The 24,110-nt window shown below is 47.2% G+C and carries 23 protein-coding genes; 15 read left to right on the top strand and 8 right to left on the bottom strand.

The genetic code is table 11. The features are described 5' to 3' along the window. Positions 1-2: 2 nt before the first annotated feature. Both IRJ16_RS15475 and IRJ16_RS15470 read right to left on the bottom strand, forming a co-directional pair. The gene (locus IRJ16_RS15475) at positions 3-647 is read right to left on the bottom strand and encodes a hypothetical protein (RefSeq protein WP_194112526.1); all 645 of its coding nucleotides are present in this window, start codon (positions 645-647) and stop codon (positions 3-5) included. Between the two features lie 58 nt (positions 648-705). Continuing rightward, positions 706-1,128: a DUF4920 domain-containing protein gene (locus IRJ16_RS15470; RefSeq protein WP_194112525.1), complete on the bottom strand. Its 423-nt coding sequence runs from the start codon at positions 1,126-1,128 to the stop codon at positions 706-708. Positions 1,129-1,286: 158 nt separating this feature from the next. Here IRJ16_RS15470 and IRJ16_RS15465 point away from each other — a divergent pair, with 158 nt between their 5' ends. Continuing rightward, positions 1,287-2,678: an NHL repeat-containing protein gene (locus tag IRJ16_RS15465; RefSeq protein WP_194112524.1), complete on the top strand. Its 1,392-nt coding sequence runs from the start codon at positions 1,287-1,289 to the stop codon at positions 2,676-2,678. A gap of 88 nt (positions 2,679-2,766) precedes the next feature. Here IRJ16_RS15465 and IRJ16_RS15460 read toward each other — a convergent pair whose 3' ends face one another. The 6 genes from IRJ16_RS15460 to IRJ16_RS15435 form a co-directional block, all read right to left on the bottom strand. Next, positions 2,767-3,150, bottom strand: coding sequence for a hypothetical protein (locus tag IRJ16_RS15460; RefSeq protein WP_194112523.1), 384 nt, complete (start codon positions 3,148-3,150; stop codon positions 2,767-2,769). Positions 3,151-3,299: 149 nt separating this feature from the next. Beyond that, positions 3,300-4,373 (bottom strand): peptide chain release factor 1, encoded by a 1,074-nt coding sequence (gene prfA, locus IRJ16_RS15455; protein ID WP_194112522.1) that lies wholly within the window; start codon positions 4,371-4,373, stop codon positions 3,300-3,302. 137 nt (positions 4,374-4,510) lie between these two features. After that, positions 4,511-5,272 carry a UDP-2,3-diacylglucosamine diphosphatase gene (locus IRJ16_RS15450; protein WP_194112521.1) on the bottom strand — a complete coding sequence of 254 codons (762 nt, stop codon included), beginning with the start codon at positions 5,270-5,272 and terminating at the stop codon, positions 4,511-4,513. A gap of 175 nt (positions 5,273-5,447) precedes the next feature. Then, positions 5,448-6,008 (bottom strand): hypothetical protein, encoded by a 561-nt coding sequence (locus tag IRJ16_RS15445; protein ID WP_194112520.1) that lies wholly within the window; start codon positions 6,006-6,008, stop codon positions 5,448-5,450. Positions 6,009-6,164: 156 nt separating this feature from the next. Beyond that, complete coding sequence (locus IRJ16_RS15440; protein ID WP_194112519.1) at positions 6,165-6,689, bottom strand: hypothetical protein; 525 nt, start codon at positions 6,687-6,689, stop codon at positions 6,165-6,167. A 289-nt stretch (positions 6,690-6,978) separates the two neighbouring features. Further along, positions 6,979-7,659 carry an OmpA family protein gene (locus tag IRJ16_RS15435; RefSeq protein ID WP_194112518.1) on the bottom strand — a complete coding sequence of 227 codons (681 nt, stop codon included), beginning with the start codon at positions 7,657-7,659 and terminating at the stop codon, positions 6,979-6,981. A gap of 132 nt (positions 7,660-7,791) precedes the next feature. Between IRJ16_RS15435 and IRJ16_RS15430 the strand changes: the two genes are divergently transcribed. The 14 genes from IRJ16_RS15430 to IRJ16_RS15365 all read left to right on the top strand — a co-directional run bounded on the left by IRJ16_RS15430 (position 7,792) and on the right by IRJ16_RS15365 (position 23,974). Further along, positions 7,792-8,211 carry a hypothetical protein gene (locus IRJ16_RS15430; RefSeq protein ID WP_194112517.1) on the top strand — a complete coding sequence of 140 codons (420 nt, stop codon included), beginning with the start codon at positions 7,792-7,794 and terminating at the stop codon, positions 8,209-8,211. Positions 8,212-8,338: 127 nt separating this feature from the next. Further along, a complete protein-coding gene (locus IRJ16_RS15425; protein ID WP_194112516.1) occupies positions 8,339-8,812 on the top strand; it encodes a ribosome maturation factor RimP in 474 nt (157 codons plus the stop codon). Position 8,813: 1 nt separating this feature from the next. Further along, positions 8,814-10,049 (top strand): transcription termination factor NusA, encoded by a 1,236-nt coding sequence (nusA, locus tag IRJ16_RS15420; RefSeq protein ID WP_194112515.1) that lies wholly within the window; start codon positions 8,814-8,816, stop codon positions 10,047-10,049. 62 nt (positions 10,050-10,111) lie between these two features. Next, positions 10,112-13,117, top strand: a complete 3,006-nt coding sequence (gene infB, locus IRJ16_RS15415) for a translation initiation factor IF-2 (RefSeq protein ID WP_194112514.1) — start codon at positions 10,112-10,114, stop codon at positions 13,115-13,117. Between the two features lie 441 nt (positions 13,118-13,558). Then, entirely contained in the window at positions 13,559-14,491 is a 933-nt protein-coding gene (locus tag IRJ16_RS15410) for an alpha/beta hydrolase (RefSeq protein ID WP_194112513.1), read from the top strand. A gap of 35 nt (positions 14,492-14,526) precedes the next feature. Continuing rightward, positions 14,527-14,808 carry an acylphosphatase gene (locus tag IRJ16_RS15405; RefSeq protein WP_228080220.1) on the top strand — a complete coding sequence of 94 codons (282 nt, stop codon included), beginning with the start codon at positions 14,527-14,529 and terminating at the stop codon, positions 14,806-14,808. A 59-nt stretch (positions 14,809-14,867) separates the two neighbouring features. Further along, positions 14,868-16,394 (top strand): oligosaccharide flippase family protein, encoded by a 1,527-nt coding sequence (locus IRJ16_RS15400; RefSeq protein ID WP_194112512.1) that lies wholly within the window; start codon positions 14,868-14,870, stop codon positions 16,392-16,394. Between the two features lie 45 nt (positions 16,395-16,439). Beyond that, positions 16,440-18,161: a tetratricopeptide repeat protein gene (locus tag IRJ16_RS15395; protein ID WP_194112511.1), complete on the top strand. Its 1,722-nt coding sequence runs from the start codon at positions 16,440-16,442 to the stop codon at positions 18,159-18,161. Further along, on the top strand, positions 18,154-18,948 hold the full coding sequence (locus IRJ16_RS15390; RefSeq protein ID WP_194112510.1) for a DUF4292 domain-containing protein: 795 nt from the start codon (positions 18,154-18,156) through the stop codon (positions 18,946-18,948). Before IRJ16_RS15395 ends, IRJ16_RS15390 begins: the two co-directional genes overlap by 8 nt. A 14-nt stretch (positions 18,949-18,962) precedes the next feature. After that, the gene (locus IRJ16_RS15385; protein ID WP_194112509.1) at positions 18,963-20,258 is read left to right on the top strand and encodes a murein hydrolase activator EnvC family protein; all 1,296 of its coding nucleotides are present in this window, start codon (positions 18,963-18,965) and stop codon (positions 20,256-20,258) included. A gap of 55 nt (positions 20,259-20,313) precedes the next feature. Then, positions 20,314-20,781, top strand: a complete 468-nt coding sequence (locus IRJ16_RS15380; protein ID WP_228080218.1) for a Sec-independent protein translocase subunit TatA/TatB — start codon at positions 20,314-20,316, stop codon at positions 20,779-20,781. A 33-nt stretch (positions 20,782-20,814) separates the two neighbouring features. Then, positions 20,815-20,991: a twin-arginine translocase TatA/TatE family subunit gene (gene tatA, locus IRJ16_RS15375; RefSeq protein WP_194112508.1), complete on the top strand. Its 177-nt coding sequence runs from the start codon at positions 20,815-20,817 to the stop codon at positions 20,989-20,991. 130 nt (positions 20,992-21,121) lie between these two features. Continuing rightward, complete coding sequence (gene gatA, locus IRJ16_RS15370; protein ID WP_194112507.1) at positions 21,122-22,555, top strand: Asp-tRNA(Asn)/Glu-tRNA(Gln) amidotransferase subunit GatA; 1,434 nt, start codon at positions 21,122-21,124, stop codon at positions 22,553-22,555. Between the two features lie 60 nt (positions 22,556-22,615). Next, positions 22,616-23,974, top strand: coding sequence for a lytic transglycosylase domain-containing protein (locus IRJ16_RS15365; RefSeq protein WP_194112506.1), 1,359 nt, complete (start codon positions 22,616-22,618; stop codon positions 23,972-23,974). Positions 23,975-24,110: the final 136 nt, after the last annotated feature.

The following is a 24,110-nucleotide window of genomic DNA, read 5'->3' as shown; positions in this document are numbered from 1 at the left end:
ATCTACTTCCCCTTTATCTTATCGGCAGTAGCCTGGTTAAAGCCATCAAGATATTCTTTTATGGTCCGGGTTTTAATTGCAGGCCATTGCTTTTTTGGCACGCTTAGTTCGGCCGGTTTGGCTTTATCGCCCAGGGACTGTTGCATGGCATCCATACCGGTCAGGTTTATCCAGCGCTGGTCGTATTGCTCGTTGTTGGTCTTTACAAATTGGATCACCCGGGCTACTGTTTTGCGTAGTTTGGGGATATCTTTAGTAGCGTATTTATTGATCTGTGCGCCGTAAGCCTGGTTATATTGTAGCGAGGTAGCGGTGCGGTCGGCACAGCGGTTAACATCGTACCGTGCCCTTAGTTGTGCCACGTAAAACCAAAAGGCGGCATCGTCAAATTTCTTTTCCAGATAAAGCGTGTTTGACAGCGCGTAAAGCACGGGGGGTATATGGGCATTAGGATCTGCCAGTACCAGTTTTTTAGCAGCAGCGACCTCTTTACTGTCTTTCGATGCCAGCTTTTTAATGATATCCGCAGCTTTCCTGGTATCGATGGTCTTGTAAACGCCGGTAGGTTCTACCTTCTGTTGGGTTACTTGTTGCGCCTGCGCCATGCTGGTGAAAAGATAAAATAAAACAAAAAGATATTTGCTCATAATGGTTTTGCAGCGGGCGCTTGTAACACCCCCAATACGCAAATATAAAAAGCCGGGGTTATTTATCCACCATCAAACCCCTCACCTCAAAAAACAAGGTCTGTTTAGAATTGCCTTCAGGCTTTTCGCCTTTCTTAGCTAAAGGGGTCATCTTTTTTTGGGCTATACCTTCTATGATCACGTAGCGGTTCTTCAGCTCGCGCGGAATGTTGATACCGGTCTTGGCAAAGTGGGCGGTAATAATGTTGCCATTCCCTGCATCCACATCAAACCAGCCACCTTTAGTTTTGGTGACCAGGGACACCCGGCCCGCAATGGTAATGCTGACGCGTGGGCGTTTGCCCATAAATTTATCCAGTTTATCTGCCTGTATCAGGCCCACAGTGTTGGGTTTACGGCCATACACGGTACCGTGCGGCAGTTTTTGTGCGAATGTACCGAGCGATAAGAGCAGTAAAAAGCAGGTTAAATAAGTTCTCATGATCTAAAAAGGCTCCTTTATACCACATAGAACCACTTTTGCGTTAAAATGGTTTGGCAGGCGTTGAAAGCCTATTGTTAAATTGTGTTAAAATGTCGGCCTGTGTGGTTATCTTTGCCCCCAAAGCCGTTATTTTAAGGTTTTATATATAATTGCAAATGAGATCACTATTACAAGACTCACGTTTTTTTCTGATACTGTTAGCTTCGGCGACATTTCTTCTTTCGGGTTGTACCAAATCATCGCCCGGGACTCAACTACCGCTTACCGCTACGCTATATATTAGTCCGGTAGTCACCGGCCTGACCCAAAACTCGGTACAGACCACCGGTTATGTAGTTAACTTTGTTACCGGTAGTATATCGGCTTACGGTGTTTGCTATAGCACATCTAACCAAACCCCTACCATTGCCGATACACGCACTATACAAACCCGGGCTAACGTGCTGCATTTTTACGATGTACTTACCGGCCTGCAACCCAATACAACTTACTACGCCCGTAATTACGCCACTACCGAAACAGGTACGTATTACAGCGATGTGATGCAATTTAAAACATCAACATCAACTTACTCGGCAGTGGGCGATGTGACCACCTACGCGGGTACAGGCACCGCCGGATCTGCTGATGGTACTTTAACTACCGCTACCTTTAGCGCCCCGCAAGGCATGGTAGCCGATGCGCAAGGAAACCTCTACGTTTCCGACTCATTCAATAACCAGATCCGTAAGATCAGCACGGGCGGTCAGGTCACTATTTTTGCAGGCAGCACTGCCCCGGGTTATACCGAGGGAACAGGCACTGCAGCCCGTTTTTACAGTCCGCAAAATCTGGCTATCGATGCTACAGGCAATATCTACGTGTCTGATGTGGGTAATAACGTGATCCGCAAGATCACCCCGGCAGGCGTAGTGAGCACCTTTGCAGGCAACGGTAAACCCGGCTTTGCCGATGGCAGCGGCAGCACTGTTAGGTTTTACAACCCGGCCGGTATGGCCTTTGATGGATCGGGCAACATGTTCGTAGCCGATCGTAGTAATAACCGTATCCGCAAGATCACTCCCACAGGCGTGGTATCTACCTACGCAGGCCAGGCAAGCGGAGGTTTTAACGATGGTGAAGCTTTGGCTTGCCGCTTTAATAACCCTACCGCCGTAGCTATTGATGCGCAGAATAATGTATATGTGGCAGATAAGACCAATAATGCTTTAAGATACATCACTGCTGCCGGCGTGGTTTACACCGTGGCCGGTAACCCAGGCAACCGTACCGAATTGCTGAGCTTACCAGTTGGATTGGCATTTGATAAAACTGGCAACTTGTTCATCAGCGACGAATCGGGCCGTATATTTGAGATGGTGGCCGCTAAAAAAGCGATCTACAGCATTGCCGGCGAACTGAACAAGACAGGCTTTGTTAACGACCGGGGCACAGCAGCCTCATTTGCTGCGCCTACAGGCATTACTACAGATGCGGCAGGCAACGTTTACGTAGCCGACCAAAATAACAACGTGATCCGTAAAGTGGTGGTAAGCATTACGCAATAAGCTTACCATCTTAATATAAACAAATAACGGCGCTGACTTTTTGAGTTAGCGCCGTTATTTGTTTAAAGCGATATTTTTTTGTTGCGATCTACTTTGATGTTACGATGTAGATAGGTGCATCATCCTCGGGCAAGCCTTTTTTATTGTAAGCGACCATGATACTGAAGATACCCGAGCGATCCAGTTTGCGAAAATCTTTGTGCGATACCACCCGGCCTTTAACGCCTTGCTTACGGTAAACAATGCGGTAGTGTTTGCTACTGTCGGCAGCTAAGATCGTCGCCAACGAATCGACCGTGTTCTTGTCCGAAAAGATCCGGGTACGTTTAGCATCAAAATTGGTGTCGTTATTAAAGATGACCAAATTGAGCGTATCGCCGGGCGCGGGAGATAAGGTCTGTGCTTTGCTTCGCAAGCCGGCACTCATCAGGATAGCTGTGAACGCGGCTGATATGATGTGTAATGCTTTCATATTCGATGTTGTTGGTATTAGTTATAACGCCGAAAATGGGATCTGGTGTTATTTTATTGTCAATAATCATCCCCAGGCCTGTTCTTTAACCACAAAAAAAGCGCCTCGGGATAACCCGAAGCGCTCATATATCTTAAAAACGAATAGCCTTACGCTACCGTTCCTTCCTTTAATCTTTCCGCGTTCTCGGCAAATTGCAGGGATTCCATGATCTCTTGCAGGTCGCCGTTCATTACGTTGGGTAAATTGTAGATGGTTAAACCAATGCGGTGCTCGGTAACACGGCCTTGTGGGTAGTTATAAGTACGCACCTTAGCCGAACGGTCACCGGTAGATACCATCGTTTTACGTTTCTTAGAAACCTCTTCCAGGTGTTTTTGCAGTTCCATTTCGTATACCCGAGAACGCAGTACTTGCAGGGCCTTATCGTAGTTTTTCAACTGCGATTTCTGATCCTGACATTGGGCTACGATACCCGTAGGGATGTGTGTTAAACGTACGGCAGAATAAGTCGTATTCACCGACTGGCCACCCGGGCCCGATGCGCAGAACAGATCCTTACGGATGTCGCTCACATGCAGGTCGATATCGAATTCATCAACCTCAGGCAATACAACCACCGTAGCAGCTGATGTATGCACACGGCCCGCGGTCTCCGTATCCGGAACACGCTGTACACGGTGTACACCCGATTCGTATTTCAAGGTGCCATAAGCATCTTCGGCATTCACGTTGAACACGATCTCTTTATAGCCACCGCTGGTACCCTCGGTATAATCAACCAATTCGGTACGCCAGCCGCGTTTTTCGCAATAGCGCATGTACATGCGGTAAAGGTCGCCGGCAAAAAGGGCAGCCTCGTCACCACCGGTACCGCCACGTATCTCCACAATGGCGTTTTTGGCATCCTCAGGGTCTTTAGGGATCAGCATTAAGCGGATCTCCTCTTCTTTCACCTCTTGCTGACCCAGCAATTCGTCCAGCTCTATCTGAGCCATCTCGCGAAACTCCTGGTCCTTTTCGGTAGCCAGTATCTCTTTGCTGGTATCAATGTTGGACATGATGTTGCGGTAGATCAAATACTCGTCAACGATCTTGCCCAGGTCCTTATATTCGCGGTTAAGATTAGCAAAGCGCTTCATATCAGCCATCGCGTCCGGGCTGCTTAGTTCACCTTCCACATCTTTCCAGCGTTGGTGTATCAGTTCTAATTTATCTAACATGGTATTATTTCAGAAGATATTTTACAGATGCTGTTGAGAAACACTTGTTATTACGCACAGCTATGGTAAAAAGTGTACAAAGGTAAGCAAATAAACAACAACCTGTTATAAGGTTGGGTTTGCCGGGTGTCATGTTTTTAGCGGGGCTTCTTATCAAAATGCAAGGTCAGCTCCACGCCATCAAAAACCGCATACGAGTAGCTGTAGTTGAACCACTCGCCCAGGTTTACATATCGGCTACGCTGGTTCTTCAGCACAATATCCAAAGGAATGTGACGGTGGCCAAAGATCAAATAGTCGTAATATTCGGCTTGAATAGTATCGTTACAAAATTTAACCAACCATTCCTGCTCGCCGGGTTTGGCTATTTCCTCTTTCATGTTGGCAGCCCTGCTATGTTGCGACCAACCGGTAGCTATCCCGATACCTAAATTAGGGTGCAAGCGGGCGAACAGCCATTGGCAAAGTTTGCTACGGAATATCTTTTTAAGGAATTTGTATTTGGTATCACCCGGGCCAAGGCCATCGCCGTGATGGATGTAAATTTTTTTTCCGCCGCGTTCTATCACCATTTCGTCACTGATGATAGTTGCGCCCAGTTCCTGCACCAGGTAATCGAACATCCACATATCGTGGTTGCCTTTAAAAAAGTAAAGCTTGATGCCCATATCGGCCAATTCGGCCAGTTTACCCAGGAAACGGGTATAGCCTTTGGGCACCACGGTCTTATATTCGAACCAAAAATCGAACACATCGCCTACCAAAAAAACTTCGGCAGCATCGGCTTTTATCGTGTCCAGCCATTGCACCACACGCAACTCCCGCTCGCGGCTGCCAATAAAGCTGGGCGTACCCAAATGAAAATCGGATGCGAAGTATATTTTATGGCGATCGGGCATAGTCGGCAAAAATACAGTATTAGCACCAAACGCAAAAACGGCTATTCCCAATTCCTTATGTGGTTCGGGCCCGTTATGGCACCGGCACAAATACAAAGCGGGACCAGCCAGATCTATCGGCTGATCCCGCTTTGTGCTTTAAAACAGGGTTCTCTGATTCCTCGTTAAAGGAAACTTAATGCTTGCCATGACCTTTACCATTACCCCGGTCGCCCTTAGGGCCTTTGCCTGGTTTGCCGCCATGTTTGCCGGGGCCACCACCCTCGCCCCAATGGTTGCCGTTATCGTGTTTCACTTTGATCTTTTTTGGTCGGGCGGGGCCGCCCTTCCAATGATCTTTATATTTTACATCGCGGCTATCGCGGATCACCGGCTGGCCACCGCGGCCTTTATATGTAGCGTAAGTAGTGCGGTAATAATTCGCATTGGTCCACGGGCGGGGTTTGTTCACTACCACTTTGTAGCCATTATAAACATTATAGTTACTATAGCGAGCAGGTAACACGGTTCGGCGCACCCAAACGTTGTTCTCATAATACACATAACGATGCGCGGGGACATCATAATAAGCATCAATATCGGGCATGTAATAGTAGTCCGCCCTGTCATAACCCACAGGTCCCCAATCGGGCTGGCTACCAATATTGATATTAACGTTCAAACCCACCTGGGCATCGGCTTTTTTAACGATCATACAACCAATGCTTAGCAGGGCTGCAAAAAGTATCTTTTTCATATTCAGTATAGTTTTGATGTAGCATTAATGCCTGCGGGCATCAATTTGTTTTAACAGTTAGTATGTATAATAAAAAGGGCCGGCAGCAAACTGCCGACCCTACACACACATATACACACACTTTATATAGACCCCATTTACGGGGATACGGAGCAATTATCTGCGGCCCCTTTCCGGGCGGCTATTGTTGTTACGGTAGTCAACCTCGGGGCGGCCACGGTCGCTGCGGCGGTTGTTGCTTCTCCACTCGCGGTCGTCGCGGCGGTCATCTTTCCAATGGTTACGGTAACGGGCATCTCGGCTATCGCGAATGATCACCTGGTTTTGGCGGCCGCGGTAACCGGCATACTTATTACGATACACATCGGCACGGCGCCATGGTTCACGCTCGTTGATCACCACTTTATAACTGTTATACAAGTTAAAGTTGCGGTATCTATCGGGCAGGCGGGTGCTGCGCATCCAGGCGTTATTCTGAAAATAAACGTATTGATGGGTTGGCACGTAGTAGTAAGCATCAATGTCGGGCATATAGTAATACTCTACATGGTCGTAACCTACAGGGCCCCACTCGGGCTGGCTACCGATATTCAAATTCAGGTTAAAGTTTACCTGTGCATTGGCTGGTTTTATGGCGAAGGCGCTTAACACTAAGGCGGCTCCTAATATGATCTTTTTCATGGTCGTATCCTTGTTAATTTGCAGGTATGACAATGTGTGCGGGGCGATAGTTTAAGCAGCAATTGTATAGGTTTAGTTACAATTGGGATGGAATGCAACGGCTGCAATTCCCCTTATTAAAGCTATTGCAAGTTGCACTGACGTTGCTTTCCCCTGATTTTAGGGGAAGACCATGAACCCTGCTAAAGCACCAGCGATGACAAGGGGTAATGTATAGGTTTTTACAATTGGGCACAAAAAAGGCGGAAGTGATAAACTCCCGCCCTATTTTATGTGGATACACTAAGTATTAGTTGCCGCTCGCCTTAGCTGTCGATTTCATTTGATCGTTGGCTACAATGGCTATCTCTACACGGCGGTTCTGCACACGGCCATCTGCAGTAGTGTTGTCAGCAATTGGCTCGCTTTCGCCTTTACCGTTAGTGGTTAAACGTGAAGTGGCAACGCCGCCGCTAACAATGTAAGCTTTAACAGCCTCGGCACGGCGGATAGACAGGTCCATATTGTGGCTGTCGCTGCCGGTGTCGTCCGTATGGCCAACGATCGTAATGTTGGTCTGTGGGTTAGCCTCTAAAGATTTTGCCAGATTTTGCAAATTGCTTTTCGCCGCGTCCTTTAAACCGGTCTTATCCACGTCGAACAATATACCCGAGTCGAATTTCACCAAAATACCTTCGCCCTGGCGAATTACTGTAGCACCCGGAACCGTGTTTTTGATCTCGGCGGCTTGCTTATCCATATTTTTACCGATCAGCGCACCCGCTGTACCGCCTACTGCGCCGCCTATAATTGCGCCTAACGCGGTGTTACCCGCGGCTTTACCAACAAATGCACCGACAACGCCGCCAGCCCCTGCGCCAATTGCCGCGCCTTTTTGTGTTTTTGTAAATGAGTTACAGCCCATGCCTAACAAGGCAGTGGTTGCTATAGCGATACCAAATGTCGCTGCTTTAAGTCTTATCGTTTTCATAGTTATTTTTGTGTCTGTTATATTGAACACAAAGTAAATGCCAAAAAGGTGATATTGTTTTGTATTGGTTCACCTAATTGCAAAATGGGTCGGCCACCCATGTTGTAAGTTATTTTTATATACCTTTAGTTAATGAAACGCTTTTTGTTGATCGCGACTGTCCTTTTTTCTGCTTGTCATTCTGCCAATAAAAGCCAGGTCAGCATTGGTGTGGACCGTCAACAGCAGCAGATCACCGTCACCGGCCTGCCTGAAGCAGCTAATTACGGCCTAAAAAGCGACAGCATAAGTACCCAAGCATGGCAAACGCTGTTGATGGTATGTAAAATGCCGGCCGATACCGAGCTGCGGTCGGCCGCGCCATTGCAACCGGGGAAGTACCGATTGGTTGGCAACGGTATCAGTTTTAAGCCGGATACCCCTTTTGTTAAAGGCACGATTTATTTTGCCCGCTTCTATCGTTTTGATGACGGGCTAACGAGCGTTAACGCGCTGACCGATGGCCGCAGACCCAATAAAACCCCTTATACCGAGTTGGTCTTCAAGTATTAACCATAGCTAAATCATCTAAACATTTGGTTTTTTTAACAGATCGTATTATATTTGCAAATAATACAACGAGGGAGAGGGGGCTGATAGCCCCCTCTTTTATTTACCGAACAATTTTTGCGGTAGTACTATGGATATCGAAAAAAGAATAAGAGAACTGGCCGAAGAGAAGATAGCCGAGATACAACGCCCCGATATTTTTGTGGTGGATGTAAAGTTTAATCCGGTCGGCAACAAAGCCATTGTGCTGTTGGATGGCGACCGCGGGGCCGGTATTGACGAGTGCGCGCAGGTAAGCCGCTACGTTGGTTTTAAGCTGGAAGAGGAGAACGTGATAGAAGAGGCGTACAACCTGGAAGTATCTACCCCCGGCATTGATACACCGCTGATGCTGGTGCGCCAGTACACCAAAAACATTGGCCGTACGGTTGCTGTTAAATTGGCCGACGGTGCTAAAAAAGAAGGAAAACTATCGGCAGTGAACCCCGGCGATATTGTGATCGTAGAAACGTTGAAAGAAAAAGGGAAAAAGGCTACCGAGATAGAAACAGCCATCCCGATGGACCAGATAAGTGAAATAAAAGTTTTAATATCATTCAAATAAAATGAGCAGTATCAATCTGATAGAGTCTTTTCAGGAGTTTAAAGACTTTAAGAACATCGACCGCCCGACCATGATGAGCGTGCTTGAAGACGTTTTCAGGAGCATGATCAAAAAGAAATATGGTACCGACGAAAATTGCGACGTGATCGTGAACACCGACAATGGTGACTTAGAGATCTGGCGCACACGCGTTGTTATGGAAGATGGCTTTAGCGAGGACGATGACCTGGAGATAGAATTAGCAGAAGCTAAAACACTGGATGCTGATCTGGAAGTTGGTGACGAGTATGTAGAGCTGATCACTTTAGAAAGTTTTGGCCGTCGTGCTATTTTGGCTGCCCGCCAAACCCTGGTATCTAAAATTTTAGAATTAGAGAAAGACGAGATATTTAAAAAATATAAAGACCGTGTTGGCGAGGTTGTTAGCGGCGAGGTTTATCAGGTTTGGAAAAAAGAGACCCTGATCCTTGACGATGAAGGTAACGAGTTGCTTTTACCTAAGACCGAGCAGATCCCGGCCGATTACTTTAAAAAAGGCGATCACGTTAAAGCAGTGGTACACAAGGTTGATATGATGAATACCAACCCTAAGATCATCATTTCGCGTACCGCGCCTGAGTTCTTACAGCGTTTATTCGAGCAGGAAGTTCCGGAGATATTTGATGGTTTGATCACCATTAAAAAGATCGTTCGCGAGCCGGGCGAGCGTGCAAAGGTTGCCGTAGAATCATACGATGATCGTATCGATCCGGTAGGTGCCTGCGTAGGTATGAAAGGTTCACGTATCCACGGTATCGTTCGCGAGTTGAAGAACGAGAATATCGATGTGATAAACTTTACTAACAATATTCAGTTATATATCCAGCGTGCCCTGTCGCCGGCCAAGATCACCTCTATTAAATTAGATGATGACAAAAAGACCGCGGCGGTTTATCTAAAGCCTGACCAGGTATCACTGGCCATAGGTCGTGGTGGTCACAATATCAAACTGGCCGGTAAGTTGACCGGTTATGAGATAGATGTTTACCGCGAGGCTGATGAGAACGAGGAAGACGTGGATATCGAAGAGTTTTCAGACGAGATCGAAGGATGGGTTATCGACGAATTCAAACGCATTGGTTTGGATACAGCTAAGTCTGTATTGGCCCTTAGCGTTGGCGAATTAGTTAAACGGACCGACCTGGAAGAAGAGACCATCAAGGATGTGTTATCTGTACTTCAGGCCGAGTTTGAATAATAATAACCGTTGCGCCTAAAATTTCGTATTTTTGCAAAAATACAGACGACAAAAACTATTAAATGTCAGAAGACAAGTCAATAAAATTAATTAAAGCAGTAAAGGAATTGAACATTGGTATGGGTACCATTGTCGATTTTCTGGCTGGAAAAGGCTATAAGGTTGAGAAGCAACCGATGGCTAAGCTGGATAGTGACATGTACACCGCCCTGTTAAAGGAGTTTGCTGCCGACAAAATTATTAAGGAAGAAGCTAAGCAAATCGTTATTGGCAAGATCCGTCGTGAGGACGCTCCTGCTGAACCTGCTCCGGCAAAAACGTTCGGTAACGACCGTGGCCGTGATCATGATAACGACGAGATCCTGATCAAAAATGCAAGCTTAAGCACACCTCCGCCGCCGCGCCCTAAAGCGCCCGAGCCAAAGGTAGAAGCTTCTTTACCGGGTGTTACCGTTGTAGGTAAGATAGATCTGGATAACCTTGGTAAAAAACCTGTCGAAGAAAAACCTGCTGTTGTTGAAACACCAAAACCAGAGCCGATAGCGCCAAAAGTGCCCGAGCCTGTTGTGGAGGCACCAAAAGCATCGGAGCCTGTAGCCGAAACGCCAAAAGCGCCTGAGCCAACTCCTGCACCGGTTGTTGAAGCACCAAAAGCACCCGAGCCCGTTGCTGAAGCGCCAAAAGCGCCTGAGCCGGCTCCTGCACCGGTTGTTGAAGCACCAAAAGCCCCTGAGGCTGTAGTTGCGCCAGCCGCTCCTGCACCATCTGCACCGGTAGAGGAAGCACCGGCAGAAGACAATGAAGTAATCCGCGCGCAGGCACAACGCCTGAGCGGACCGACCATTATTGGTAAGATACAATTACCTGTAGATCCGCAACGCCGTGGCAACAACCCGGTAGCGTCATCATCAAACCCTAACAGCGCGGATGCTAAACGCAAACGCAAGCGTAAGGAAGGCGGTGGCCCTAATCAACCAGGCCAACAAGGTGGCGGTGGGCAAGGCGGGAACCAGGGAGGTGGGCCCCAAGGTGGCGGACAAGGCAACCGTCAAGGTGGTGGTGGCATCAGGCCAACTACTAATACACCGGGCCGTCCTGACTTTAGGACCCGTACCCCGATAACCAACGCGCCAAGCGGTGGGCCAAGGGAAGAACCTACAGAAAAAGACATCCAAGATCAAATTAAGGCTACATTGGCCCGCCTGAGCGGTGCCGGTAAGTCGGGTAAATTTGCTCAGCGTGCCAAGTTCCGTCGTCAAAAACGTGATGACGTAGCTGCATCGGCCGAAGAGGATGCATTAGAAAGAGAATTACAGTCGAGGGTACTGAAAGTGACCGAGTTTGTTACCGCTAACGAGTTAGCGTCGATGATGGACGTACAGGTTACCCAGGTTATCTCAACTTGTATGAGTTTGGGCATGTTCGTATCCATCAATCAACGTTTGGATGCAGAGACCCTGACCATTGTGGCCGACGAGTTCGGTTACGAAATAGAGTTTGTTAAACCACAAGATGAGGAAGCCAGCTTAGATGAGCCGGATGCTCCGGAATCTTTGGTCGCTCGTGCACCGATCGTTACGATCATGGGTCACGTCGATCACGGTAAAACCTCATTGTTGGACTTTATCCGTAAAACCAACGTAACTGCCGGTGAGGCGGGTGGTATCACCCAGCACATTGGTGCTTATGACGTGACCGTATCAGGAAATCGTAAGATCACCTTCCTGGATACACCGGGTCACGAGGCGTTCACAGCTATGCGTGCACGTGGTGCGCAGGTTACCGACGTTGTTATTATCGTTATCGCTGCTGACGACAGCGTGATGCCGCAAACCCGCGAGGCTATAAACCACGCGCAGGCTGCAGGTGCCCCTATCATCTTCGCCTTTAACAAAATGGATCGCCCGGGTGCTAATGCGGATAAGATCCGTGAGCAATTATCAGCCATGAATATTTTGGTTGAAGAGTGGGGTGGTAAATACCAAACACAAGAGATATCAGCCAAACAAGGTTTGAATATCGATCTGTTGTTAGAAAAAGTATTGCTTGAAGCCGAGATACTTGACCTTAAAGCTAACCCTGATAAACGTGCCGTTGGTACAGTTATAGAGGCTGCTTTAGATAAAGGCCGTGGTATCGTTACTACTATCCTGGTACAGGCAGGTACATTAAGTGTAGGTGACCCGATATTGGCAGGTTGTTACAGCGGCCGTGTTAAGGCCCTTACCGATGCCCGCGGACAACGTGTTAACTCTGTTGGCCCATCAATACCGGTACAGGTATTGGGTATGCAGGGTGCGCCAACTGCAGGTGATAAATTTAACTCGTTGGAGAATGAGGTCGAAGCACGTGAGATAGCCAATAAGCGTTTGCAATTACAACGCGAGCAGGGCTTACGTACACAGAAACACATTACGCTGGATGAGATCGGTCGTCGTTTGGCTATCGGTAACTTTAAGGAGCTTAACATTATTGTTAAGGGCGACGTGGATGGTTCTATTGAGGCCTTGTCAGATTCGTTACTGAAGCTGTCAACAGATCAGATCCAGGTGAATGTAATATCCAAAGCGGTAGGTCAGATCTCGGAGTCGGACGTATTGTTAGCTTCGGCATCAGACGCGATCATCATCGGTTTCCAGGTACGTCCTTCGGGAGGTGCGCGTAAACTGGCCGAGCAAGAGCAGATCGATATCCGCTTGTACTCGATCATTTACGACGCGATCAACGAGATCCGCGACGCGATGGAAGGCATGCTTGCACCAACGTTCGAAGAGAAGATCGTGGCTAACGTGGAGATCCGCGAGACCTTCAAGATCACTAAGGTTGGTACCATTGCAGGTTGTATGGTGTTAGATGGTAAGATCACCCGTAACAGCAAGATCCGTATCGTACGTGATGGTGTAGTTGTTTACACCGGCGAACTGGCTTCGTTAAAACGTTATAAAGACGACGTGAAAGAAGTTAACGCAGGTTACGAGTGCGGTCTGAACATACAGAACTTCAACAACATTGAAGTAGGCGACATTGTAGAAGCTTACGAGAACGTAGAAGTTAAACGCAAGTTGTAATTATTCAGGTTAAAGCTGAAAGGTAAAAGGCGAAAGGTTTTTACCCGATGATATAAATTTTAAGGCGCTCAGATCGAGCGCCTTTTTTTGTTGTCATTTAATTATTTTACGAGCAAAATGATCAGTAACTAAGAACGTCGTATGTAAATATTCCTCTTTTTGCAAATACCTAACAGTCAGATATTTGAAAAAAGAGAATTTTGAAAAATGTAAACCTTTGTAAACTTTCGCCCCGTCGTTTGTGTCCCCAAAAACGACCGATCGTGATGGTAGCTATAGTCGCCTGTGGGGACACAGGCGACGGGGCGGATAGCTTTTATTTCTTAACTTAATGACATTGCGCTCGATCGGGAAAGCAAGACTTGAACCACTGCGAAGGCTATAACAAGAATAACCCAAAAACCAAACATCTCACCCCCTCGCTTGTACCGTATATCAGTTATGTTAAAACAGCTTTTTCTGATCTTTTTTGCGATATCGATAGCACATACGGCAACGGCTCAGGTGACGCATCGTTACAAGGACCATATATTTAACGATATCTCGGTAACAAAGGACCTGACGTATTTTGTAGGTGCGCCGAAAGCCGACAAAAAGTCGTACCTGTTCGATCTGTACACACCGAATGTTGATACTGCCAAAAAACGCCCGCTGATGATCTGGATGCATGGTGGCGGGTTTAAGTTTGGGTCAAAAACATCAAAAGGTGTAAAAGTTTGGGCCGATGACTTTGCTAAGCGCGGCTATGTTTGTGTATCCATCAATTATCGCTTAAGCAAGCATAATCCGCTCTTTAACTTTGATACGTTGATGAAAGCTACCTTTTACGCAACGCAAGATGCCAAGCGGGCTATAGCCTACTTCCGTAACAACGCTGCTAAGTACGGTATCGATCCTGATAAGATCGTCCTCGGCGGCAACTCTGCTGGTGGGATGATGGCTTTGCACGCTGCCTACACTAAAAACAACGAGTTGGGCAGGATGGCGCATCTGTCCGACCAAGAGATCCAGCGCGTAGGGATGCCCAACCAACCGATCTTTGCAGTGATCAATTATTGGGGTGCCATATTTAATTTAGATTGGCTTAGCAATGCTAAAACACCCATCATAGCCGTCCATGGTAGCGAAGATGGTTTGGTGCCTATCCGTCATAAAGATGCGCCTCTGCACGGCAGCCTGGATATTTATGACCGTGCCGAGAAGCTGAAGATCCCTAACACCCTAAAGGTGTACGAGGGCTACTCGCACGAGTTACAGAAGAGTTTCAATCCACTTTTTGAAGGTCCGCATGCTAAAAAACGCTGGCTGGAATCGGCACAGTTCACGGCCGACTATCTGTATAGCATGATGTACCCTGCAAAAGCAAAAAGATAGCTCACCGTAGCCACATTAATCCCTACATTTGCCATATGATCAAACATCTTGATATCGTCATAACCGGCAAGGTGCAAGGCGTTGGCTTCAGGCAAGCCACTAAAATGGTGGCCAACCAACTCAGCGTGATGGGTACTGTCAAAAACCAAAAAGACGGCAGCGTAGCCATTGAGGCCGAAGCCGACGGGGCGATATTGGAACTTTTCCTTGACTTTTTTAATGAAGGCCCAGACTATGCCCAAATCGAATCGTTGGAAAGCCATGAGGGCGAAGTAAAAAACTATCGTAATTTTGAGATATTGAGGAGAGGTTTGTAAAAACCCTCCCGGCCTCCCTAAAGGGAGGAGTATCGAGTTCCACATCAATATTATCAGCATTGTCTACCGCTAAAAAATTTGCCGGGCAAACGGCCATCTACGGGCTTACTACCATCATATCCCGTATGATCGGTTTTGTAATGACACCGTTCTATGCACGGGTGTTACCTGCCACGGCCAACGGGGTTTTCACCGTAGTGTATAGCTACGCAGCCATCATTAACGCGGTGCTGGCATTTGGTATGGAGACCACCTTCTTTAGGTATCTGCAAAAACGTGAAGATGATAAGCAAATAGTTTACAACAATACGTTTGGCGCGGTGATAGCCATGTCCGTTGTTTTTTTGACCTTCGCGACCTTGTTTTTCGATGAATTAGTGAGGGCGATGACGGCCGGGGTAGAAAGCGACATCGTCAATTACAAATTCTATTTTAAATGCTTGCTGGTGATATTGATAGCCGATGCGATCTGTGTCATCCCATTTGCCAAGCTCCGTGCAGACGGGCGACCGATGAAGTATAGTGTGATCAAATGTCTTAACATCGGTATTGTTGTTTTATGCAACGTTTTTTTCCTGTTCGTTATCCCGCGTATCATCGCGCATCAATGGATCGGTGCCGATTGGTTCAAAGACTGGTACACGCCTATGTGGGTAGGTTACGCTTTTCTGTCTAACGCAATCGCCAGCGTGTTCACTGTTTTGCTGCTGCTGCCAGAGATCCTGAAGATTACGATCCGTTTCGACAATAAGCTATTTAAGGAGATGTTCTTATATAGCTGGCCGGTATTGATCGCCAACATATCTTTCATCATTAACGAGACTTTAGATAAGGCCATGCTGAAACAACTCCTTCCGCCCGGAATCAGTGATCAGCAGGCGGGAGTTTACGGAATGTGCGCCAAGATAGCGTTGTTCCTAAGTATTTTTGTACAGGCGTTTCGTTTGGGTGCCGAGCCTTTCTTTTTCAGTCAGGCAAAAAATAAAAATGCCGGCGATACTTACTCCCGCATCATGACCTACTTTGTCATCATGATATCGGTGATCTGCGTAGGTCTTGTGGCTAATATCGATATCCTGGCAACTATCATTGTCGATAAAGAGATGATCCGAAATAAAGCCGGCGTCATGGTCGCTAATCCCTATTGGGCCGGTTTAGGAGTGGTGCCACCGCTGCTGTTCGGTTATCTAAGCCTCGGTATTTACATGAATCTTTCAGTTTGGTATAAACTTTCAGATCAGACAAAATATGGCCTTTACATATCCGGCATCGGCGCTGTTTTAACGGTGGTCCTTAACTATATCTTCATCCCCGAATACAGCTACATGGCATCAGCTTACGTATCTCTGTTGGCCTATTCCACCATGATGATCTTATCCTACATCTGGGGGCAAAAAAATTACCCTATCCCATATAATGTAAAAACGAACCTCGCTTATATTGTTACATCAATTATCCTCGTTATTTTATCGTTCTATGTGTTCGATCGTAATATATTTGTGGGTAATGCCCTGCTGATACTATTTGCGGGCGGCACTTTGTGGCTGGAAGGCAAACAATTAAAGGCTATCTTTCTTAAACGATAGTCTTTAATGGCTCCCGTCACGTTACCGGATAATAAACTAATAATAATGTTTAAACGCGCTGTACTTTTTGGTTTGGTATTATCACCGGCACTGGCCCTGGCACAAAAGCCGGCTAAAGATGCCGCTGCGACCGGCAAACCCATGAAGTCGTTAGACAGCGTGATGGTGAAGAGCATCTTTTACTCGGCCCTGCACGAGAAAGTGGTAGAGAATTTCCCGCTGGCTACCCAGTTGTTCAGTAAGGTTTTAGAGACCGATGCCAATAACGATGCGGCCATGTACGAGCTGGCCAATCTTAAAAAGATGCAGAAGGATAATGCCGAGGCCACCCGCCTGCTGGAACGTGCCACTGCCATTAATAAAGACAACGAGTGGTACTGGATAGCGCTGGCCGACAGCTACGAAAAGACCAATGACCTGGTAAAACTGGAAAATGTTTTTAACCAGCTGATACGTATCGCGCCCGATAAACCCGATTATTACTTTGATAAAGCCAACGCCTACTTTATTCAAAAAAGGTATGACGAAGCTTTGGCCGTCTACAAAAAAATAGAGAGCATTACCGGCCCTACTGATGACCTGTTAGGCCAACGTTCTAAGATATACCTGAAGCAAAACAAGGTAGATAAGTCGGCCGAGGAGATAGAGGCGATGATAGCCGCTAACCCCGGCCAGATCAAATATTACCTGTTGCTGGGCGAGATTTACAACACTAACAATTATAAAGATAAAGGCTTGGCCATATTACAAAAGGCCGAAAAAGTGGATCCTAACAACGGGATGGTCCATTTAGCCTTGGCGGATGTCTACCGTGATAAAAAGAATGCCGAACTAAGTTATCAGCACCTGGAAAAAGCATTCGCTGTTCAGGACCTGGATATCGATCAAAAGCTGAGGATCATTATGGGTTATCTGCCCAAGTTCCCAGATCCGGATGCTAAGGCGAGTGCATTGGAATTAAGCCGCTTGCTGACCATCGCTCACCCAAGCAACCCAAAGTCATTTGCCATTTATGGCGATATGCTGGCGCAAAGCAACAAGCTGAAAGAGGCGAGGGCATCTTTCCAAAAATCTATCCAGTTAGATGACCAGTCGTACGCCGTACAGGAACAGTTAGTAAGATTAGACCTTGGCGAGAATGATCTTGACGCAGCCATTAAAGACGGGCAGAATGCTTTGTCCCTATTCCCTAATCAAGCCTGGATGAACTATTTGGTTGGCGTAGCCTATCTGCAAAAAAAGAACTACCCCAAGGCCATCAGCTATGCTAAAAATGCCACTACGTTAGAGTTTCAGGATAAGGAATTGCTGTCGCAAGCTTTTTCGGCTTTGGGCGATGCCTACCATGCTCAAGGCGACCATGCTAAGTCGGATGAGTCGTATGATAAGTCTCTACTGCACAATCCCGACAACTCTTATACGTTAAATAACTACGCTTATTATTTAAGCCTGCGCGGCGAGCGTTTGGATAAGGCAGCGACCATGTCGAAACGATCGACCGAGTTACAGCCCAACACGGCATCGTTCGAGGATACTTATGCCTGGATCTTGTTCAAGCAAAAAAAGTATGCTGAGGCAAAGGTTTGGATATTGAAGGCTATATCGCACAACAAGGATAGCGCTACCCAGGTAGAGCACTTTGGCGACATCATGTTCCATCTGGGCGATACCAATGCCGCGGTGGATAATTGGAAAAAAGCGAAACAAGGTGGCGCAACATCGCCGGTTTTGGACCGCAAGATCAACGAGAGGAAGTACATTGAATAAGATAACAACGATCATATTTTGCAGCTTTGTAGCCCTTGCGGGTTGTAAAGCCAAAAAACAAGTATTGGTGAACCGCGAAGCGGTAAAAGAACCGGTGACGGTGAAAGCCGCGCCAAGCACCAATGCCAAATTGATAGCCATACGCGAGCGGCAGGTAAACTTTAATACGTTTAACGGCAAGGCTAAAGCCCGTTTAGATATTGACGGCGACGATAACGATGTTACGCTCACCATCCGTATAGACAGGGACAAAAAGATATGGGTATCGGTAGTGACGCAGATCCTGGTGAACATTGAGGTTGCCCGCGCGCTGATCACCCCGGATAGCATTATTGTGCTGAATAAACTGCAAGGCCTGTACATGAAAAAGCCATTCAGCTATGTGCATCAATACGGCGGCAAGCAGGTGAACTTTAAAACGTTACAGGCCTTACTGATAGGAAATGCTATGCCAGAGCTTTTGCATGATGGCGTATCTATGAGCGAAGATGGCGCTAATACTTTACTCAACGGTCAGTTGGGAGATATCGGCTACAAATTAAATATCGGGGCCGATTATAAAGTGAGCCAAAGTAATTTGACCAATAACTTAGCTGCCTTAACTTTGCAGGTGATTAACGGTGCGTTCATTCAGGCTGATGGCCGGGTGATCCCGTCGCAGATAGATATCACATCGACGGCGGATAAAAAGAATATCAAGATCAACATGCGTTACACCAACGCCGAATTTGATAAACCGATCGATACACCATTTAGCATACCCGACAGCTACAAAGCTGCCAACTGAAAATATTTGACTTAATGAAGTTTTTTAAAACAGGCCTTTTTACAATTTGCTTTTTGATAGCGGCAGCTACGGCGTTCGGCCAATCGAGCGGGGAGCTAAAGCGCAAGCGCGATCAATTGAACCAGGAACTGGAAAAATTGAATCGCGAACTGGAAGAGACCATGGCCAATAAAAAGGCCAACCTAAAGCAATTAAGCCTGATCAAGGCGCAGATCAGTTTGCGTGAGAGCAAGATCAAGACCATCAGTTCGGAGATAGGCGCGCTGGATAACCAGATACAGCAGAACAACCATTCGGTAAAAACTTTGCAGGGCCAGCTGGATCAGCTGAAGAAGGAGTATGCTTCGATGATTTTGTTCGCGTACCACAACCAAAGTTCCTATAACAAGCTATCATTCATCTTCTCGGCCGAGAATTTTAATCAGGCCTATAAGCGCATGACCTATTTGCAGCAGTTCGGCACCTATCGCGAACGCCAGGCGGCATCGATCCGTGGTACGCAGGATGAATTGCATGTGAAGATAAACGAGCTTGACCGCACTAAAAAAGATAAAAGCGATCTGCTGAAAGACCAGGAGAAAGAACGCACCACCCTGAATAAGGATCGTAATAACGAGGTGCAGGTGATATCCCAACTGTCCAAACAACAAGGCCAGTTAAAACAACAGCAACAAGAAAAACAACGTAACCTACGCGCCATGAACGCCCTGATAGAGCGTACCATCAGGCGCGAGATAGAAGAGGCCCGCCGCAAAGCCGAAGAGGAAGAGCGCCGCCGTGCCGCTGCCGAGGCTGCTAAAGCTAAAGCCGAAGGCCGTGCGGTAGAACCGTCTACTGTGAAAAAGATCACCAAGTCGTCGAGCACGTCCGAGGTATTGAATGCCACACCAGAATCGGCCCGTTTATCAAGCGACTTTTTAGGTAGTAAAGGTAACTTGCCATGGCCGATAGCCAACAGCGGTGGTATCATCCGCGGATTTGGCCCGTATGTAGAGGCTGGTATCCATAGCGAAAATAGCGGCTTAGAAATAAAGACCAGTCCGGGTGCCGGGGTGCGGGCTGTTTTCAATGGCGAAGTGCGCACCGTATCACCGATCGGGAGCAGTTTCCTGGTGATCATTAAGCATGGTGAGTATTTTAGCTGTTACCAAAACTTAAGATCGGTAAGTGTGTCGGTGGGGCAAAAGGTGACCACCAAGCAATCGATAGGTACTGTAGATACCGATAACTCTACAGGTTTAGCCATCATCAACTTTGGTATTTGGAAAGGCGGTACGCCTATTAACCCGGCACCTTGGCTGGCGAATTAAAAATTAGCCGCGGTGCTTTTAAAATGTTTATATTTGTAAATTAATTCTGATCAATATGTTAGGCGCGATCTTCGGATTTTTGAATATGGGTGGTGGTGAACTGGTATTGATCATGTTTGTTGCGCTGCTGCTTTTTGGCGGCGATAAATTGCCCGGTTTAGCTAAGACCCTGGGTAAGGGTATCCGCGATTTTAAAGATGCATCAGACGATGTGAAGCGCGAGATCAATAACCAGATCAACAACTACGACGAAAAGAAAGAGACCGTAGCCGAAAAACCGGCCGAATTGCCCGAACATAAGGCAGATAATAACGACGAAAGTAAACCGTTAATAGATACCTCGCCTGTAGCGGGTGCCATGACCTTTAGCGAGACCCCGCTTACTTATGATAGCGATGGTACGCCCATGCATTATGACGAGAACGGGCACCTGGTAGCGATGATGGAAGAAAAGACCGGCGAAGGCAGGGCAGAAGAGACCGAAGAGGCAGAGCCGCAGAAGATAAACCTCGCAAAAGAGTAATAAAATATTAATTAAACATAAAAAGTAGAAACCATGGGTGGATTTGGCGCACAAGAGATCATTTTGATCATCATTGTAATTTTATTACTGTTCGGCGGTAAAAAAATTCCTGAATTAATGCGTGGCCTGGGCAAAGGCGTAAAAGAATTTAAAGACGCGCAAAGTACCGACAACACTACTACTACATCAAGCTCTAACAAAGCCGAGTAATTAAGTAGCGCGTTGTTGCTTTAGGCGACATTGATATTTACGCAGCATTTACATGGTGCTGTGAACGTATTTTGACTTATCCGTTGATAATTTCCTTTGTCAACGGATAAGTTTTTTTATTTTAGCGGCTATGGTAAAAAACTATACCTCTTTGGTCGATATTCGCGCCGCGATCACCAACGGCGATGTTACGGTTGAAAGTTTAGTTAACGGTTACCTTAACCGTATAGATCAGTTTGCCCACCTGAATGCCTTTAACGAGGTATTTGCAGCCGAAGCCTTGGAGCAAGCCAAAGCCGTAGATGCTAAACTGCATGCCGGCACCGCCGGTAAACTGGCGGGCATGGTTATTGGCATTAAAGATAACATCAGCTATAAGGGGCACAAAGTATCCGCCTCATCCAAAATACTCGATGGCTTTACCGCCATCTTCTCCTCAACTATTGTAGAACGTTTACTGGCCGAGGACGCCGTGATCATAGGCCGTTGCAATTGCGACGAGTTTGCCATGGGCGGCGCTAACGAAAATTCGTATTTCGGTCCTGTGAAGAACTTTGCTGACGAGACCCGTGTTTCGGGTGGCTCATCAGGTGGTTCGGCGGTCGCTGTACAGGCAGGTATGTGCCACGCGGCTATCGGTACCGATACCGGTGGTTCTGTTCGTCAGCCTGCTGCATTTTGCGGGGCTATCGGTCTTAAGCCAACTTACGGGCGCATATCTCGCCATGGCATTATCGCTTACGCGTCATCGTTCGATCAGGTAGGGCCGATCACCAATTCGGTGAGCGATGCGGCTTTGTTATTAGATGTAATGGCCGGTCCGGATAATTATGATGGGACCGCTATCCAACAACCATATCAACCCCAGGGCGAACTAAAGCCATCTACAGGGGCAAAAAAAATAGCTTATCTGCAAGAAGCATTGGATAGTGAGGGTACCGACCCCGAAGTGAAGCAAATGCTGACCGACAACATAGCCAAACTAAAAGCCGAAGGCCACACCGTAGAGCCGGTGTCTTTTGAATATCTGGACTATCTGGTGCCTACTTACTACGTATTAGCCACAGCCGAAGCATCAAGCAACCTGCAGCGTTACGATGGTGTGCACTACGGTTACCGCAGCCCCAACGCTACCGACCTGCAAAGCACTTACAAACTGTCGCGGTCCGAAGGTTTTGGTAAGGAGGTTAAGCGCCGCATTATGCTGGGCACTTTCGTGTTAAGCGCGGGTTATTACGATGCCTACTACGCCAAAGCCCAAAAAGTACGCCGACTGATCCGCGATAAAACCAACGAAATATTGCAGCAATACGACTTGATCATGGTGCCGACCGCGCCCGAACCGGCTTTTGCCATAGGCAAAGAAGAAAAGGACCCGGTGGTAAGTTACCTGCACGATATTTTTACCGTACAGGCATCTTTGGCGGGTGTGCCGGCTATTTCGTTACCGGCGGGCAATAATAGCCAGGGCCTGCCGTTAGGGTTACAACTGCTGACCAAACAGTACGCCGAGAAAGAGCTGCTGGAATTTTCTGAATATTTTTTGAACTTAACTACAAATTAAGCTACCTTAGTAGCTTCGTAAACAGCACATTATAACATCGTGTAAACAAAATTACTTGTAATGAAGAGACTACTTACGCTTGTAACTTTCCTTACATTATCACACACCCTCCTCGCCGCCCGCACCTTCAACTTTAGTTTTGCTAAGGACACCATTGTAAAAGAACAGGTAGATCTGGCTTTTACCGCTTACCAGCGCATGTTTAAAGTACGTTTGGACTCTATCCAAAAAGATATCCCGCTGGATTATAATGAGTATGTGCAAGCCTACATCGACAGCTATACGAACCGCAAGGCTGATATCGGTCGCCTGTTGGGTCTGTCAAAATACTACTTCCCAATTTACGAGAAAGCCTTCCGCGAGGCCGGTATCCCTGAAGAGATCAAGTTTTTGTCGATCGTAGAATCAGAACTTAATCCGCATGCCGTATCGCGCGTTGGCGCCACCGGCCCGTGGCAGTTTATGTATGCTACCGGTAAAGGCTACGGACTGCATGTTGACGATTATATAGACGAGCGTAAAGACCCGATACAGGCCAGCTATGCCGCTGCCGCCTACATTAAAAATGCTTATCAGGAATTTGGCGACTGGCTACTGGCCATTGCCGCTTACAATTGCGGCACCAGCAGTGTAGAACGCGCTATAGACAAAGCCGGAGGCGCGGCCGATTTTTGGGCGATCCGTGGCTTCCTTCCGGCCGAGACCCGTGGCTACGTACCTAAATTTATAGCAGCATCATACGTGATGACCTATTTTAATAACCACAACATTGTAGAGCAGGCTTGTGCCTTTGGCATTAATACCGATACGGTGATGGTGAACAAAATGGTATCGCTGAATAGCCTGGCTACGCAATTGCAGGTAGATATTAAAGAGCTGGCCATACTTAACCCGGCTTACAAACGCGGCGTGGTGCATGGCACACCGACCGTTCCGCGCAGGCTGATCATCCCGCAGTTACCCGCCGCTAAATACAGCGCCCTGTACGACTTTTTAAATACCGATGGTGTTGTTGCCCCGGCAGCGTTACCGTCTGCAACTTACATGGCCGTGAATGCCGCCGATCATCGCCCGGCTGAGCGCCCGGCCTTCCACATCGTTAAAAAGAAAGAGACGCTTGAAGATATAGCCGACCGCTACGGCGTAGAGGTACAGGACCTACGCGCCTGGAATGGTTTGAAGACCGCCAAAGTATTGGCCGGTAAAAAACTTAAGCTTAGCCAGAATATAGTGGCCACTAAAAAGGTGGTCGCCGAAAAGGAAACGCCAAGATACCTGACCTACAAAGTTAAAAAAGGCGATACCCTGGGTGCCCTCGCTGAAAAGTTTGAATCTACTACAGATAGCATCAAACAACTGAATGGCCTTAAAAAGAATGCTCTGCAGCCCGGCATGAGGTTGAAAATATCTAAGGTATAATTCAAAATATGAATCGTCCTGATATAAGTTGACAGATTTTACGATAGTCCCAGTTACAAGAGTAGCTGGGATTTTTGTTTATAAACACTTTGCGGTGTTTTCATTTTCAAAGATAAGTGCGGCCTGTAATTATTGT

This window comes from Mucilaginibacter myungsuensis, from assembly GCF_015222005.1.
GTDB lineage: Bacteria > Bacteroidota > Bacteroidia > Sphingobacteriales > Sphingobacteriaceae > Mucilaginibacter > Mucilaginibacter myungsuensis.
This window is presented reverse-complemented; position numbering and strand designations above follow the sequence as displayed.

Coding starts and splice junctions, on each gene's coding strand:
- nusA (WP_194112515.1), top strand. CDS start 8,814: ATGAGCAGTATCAATCTGATAGAGTCTTTTCAGGAGTTTAAAGACTTT.
- IRJ16_RS15440 (WP_194112519.1), bottom strand. CDS start 6,689: ATGAAAAAGATCATATTAGGAGCCGCCTTAGTGTTAAGCGCCTTCGCC.
- IRJ16_RS15445 (WP_194112520.1), bottom strand. CDS start 6,008: ATGAAAAAGATACTTTTTGCAGCCCTGCTAAGCATTGGTTGTATGATC.
- IRJ16_RS15380 (WP_228080218.1), top strand. CDS start 20,314: ATGTTAGGCGCGATCTTCGGATTTTTGAATATGGGTGGTGGTGAACTG.
- IRJ16_RS15470 (WP_194112525.1), bottom strand. CDS start 1,128: ATGAGAACTTATTTAACCTGCTTTTTACTGCTCTTATCGCTCGGTACA.
- IRJ16_RS15425 (WP_194112516.1), top strand. CDS start 8,339: ATGGATATCGAAAAAAGAATAAGAGAACTGGCCGAAGAGAAGATAGCC.
- IRJ16_RS15365 (WP_194112506.1), top strand. CDS start 22,616: ATGAAGAGACTACTTACGCTTGTAACTTTCCTTACATTATCACACACC.
- IRJ16_RS15450 (WP_194112521.1), bottom strand. CDS start 5,272: ATGCCCGATCGCCATAAAATATACTTCGCATCCGATTTTCATTTGGGT.
- IRJ16_RS15385 (WP_194112509.1), top strand. CDS start 18,963: ATGAAGTTTTTTAAAACAGGCCTTTTTACAATTTGCTTTTTGATAGCG.
- IRJ16_RS15430 (WP_194112517.1), top strand. CDS start 7,792: ATGAAACGCTTTTTGTTGATCGCGACTGTCCTTTTTTCTGCTTGTCAT.
- IRJ16_RS15395 (WP_194112511.1), top strand. CDS start 16,440: ATGTTTAAACGCGCTGTACTTTTTGGTTTGGTATTATCACCGGCACTG.
- tatA (WP_194112508.1), top strand. CDS start 20,815: ATGGGTGGATTTGGCGCACAAGAGATCATTTTGATCATCATTGTAATT.
- IRJ16_RS15410 (WP_194112513.1), top strand. CDS start 13,559: ATGTTAAAACAGCTTTTTCTGATCTTTTTTGCGATATCGATAGCACAT.
- IRJ16_RS15460 (WP_194112523.1), bottom strand. CDS start 3,150: ATGAAAGCATTACACATCATATCAGCCGCGTTCACAGCTATCCTGATG.
- prfA (WP_194112522.1), bottom strand. CDS start 4,373: ATGTTAGATAAATTAGAACTGATACACCAACGCTGGAAAGATGTGGAA.
- IRJ16_RS15465 (WP_194112524.1), top strand. CDS start 1,287: ATGAGATCACTATTACAAGACTCACGTTTTTTTCTGATACTGTTAGCT.
- gatA (WP_194112507.1), top strand. CDS start 21,122: ATGGTAAAAAACTATACCTCTTTGGTCGATATTCGCGCCGCGATCACC.
- IRJ16_RS15405 (WP_228080220.1), top strand. CDS start 14,527: ATGATCAAACATCTTGATATCGTCATAACCGGCAAGGTGCAAGGCGTT.
- infB (WP_194112514.1), top strand. CDS start 10,112: ATGTCAGAAGACAAGTCAATAAAATTAATTAAAGCAGTAAAGGAATTG.
- IRJ16_RS15435 (WP_194112518.1), bottom strand. CDS start 7,659: ATGAAAACGATAAGACTTAAAGCAGCGACATTTGGTATCGCTATAGCA.
- IRJ16_RS15475 (WP_194112526.1), bottom strand. CDS start 647: ATGAGCAAATATCTTTTTGTTTTATTTTATCTTTTCACCAGCATGGCG.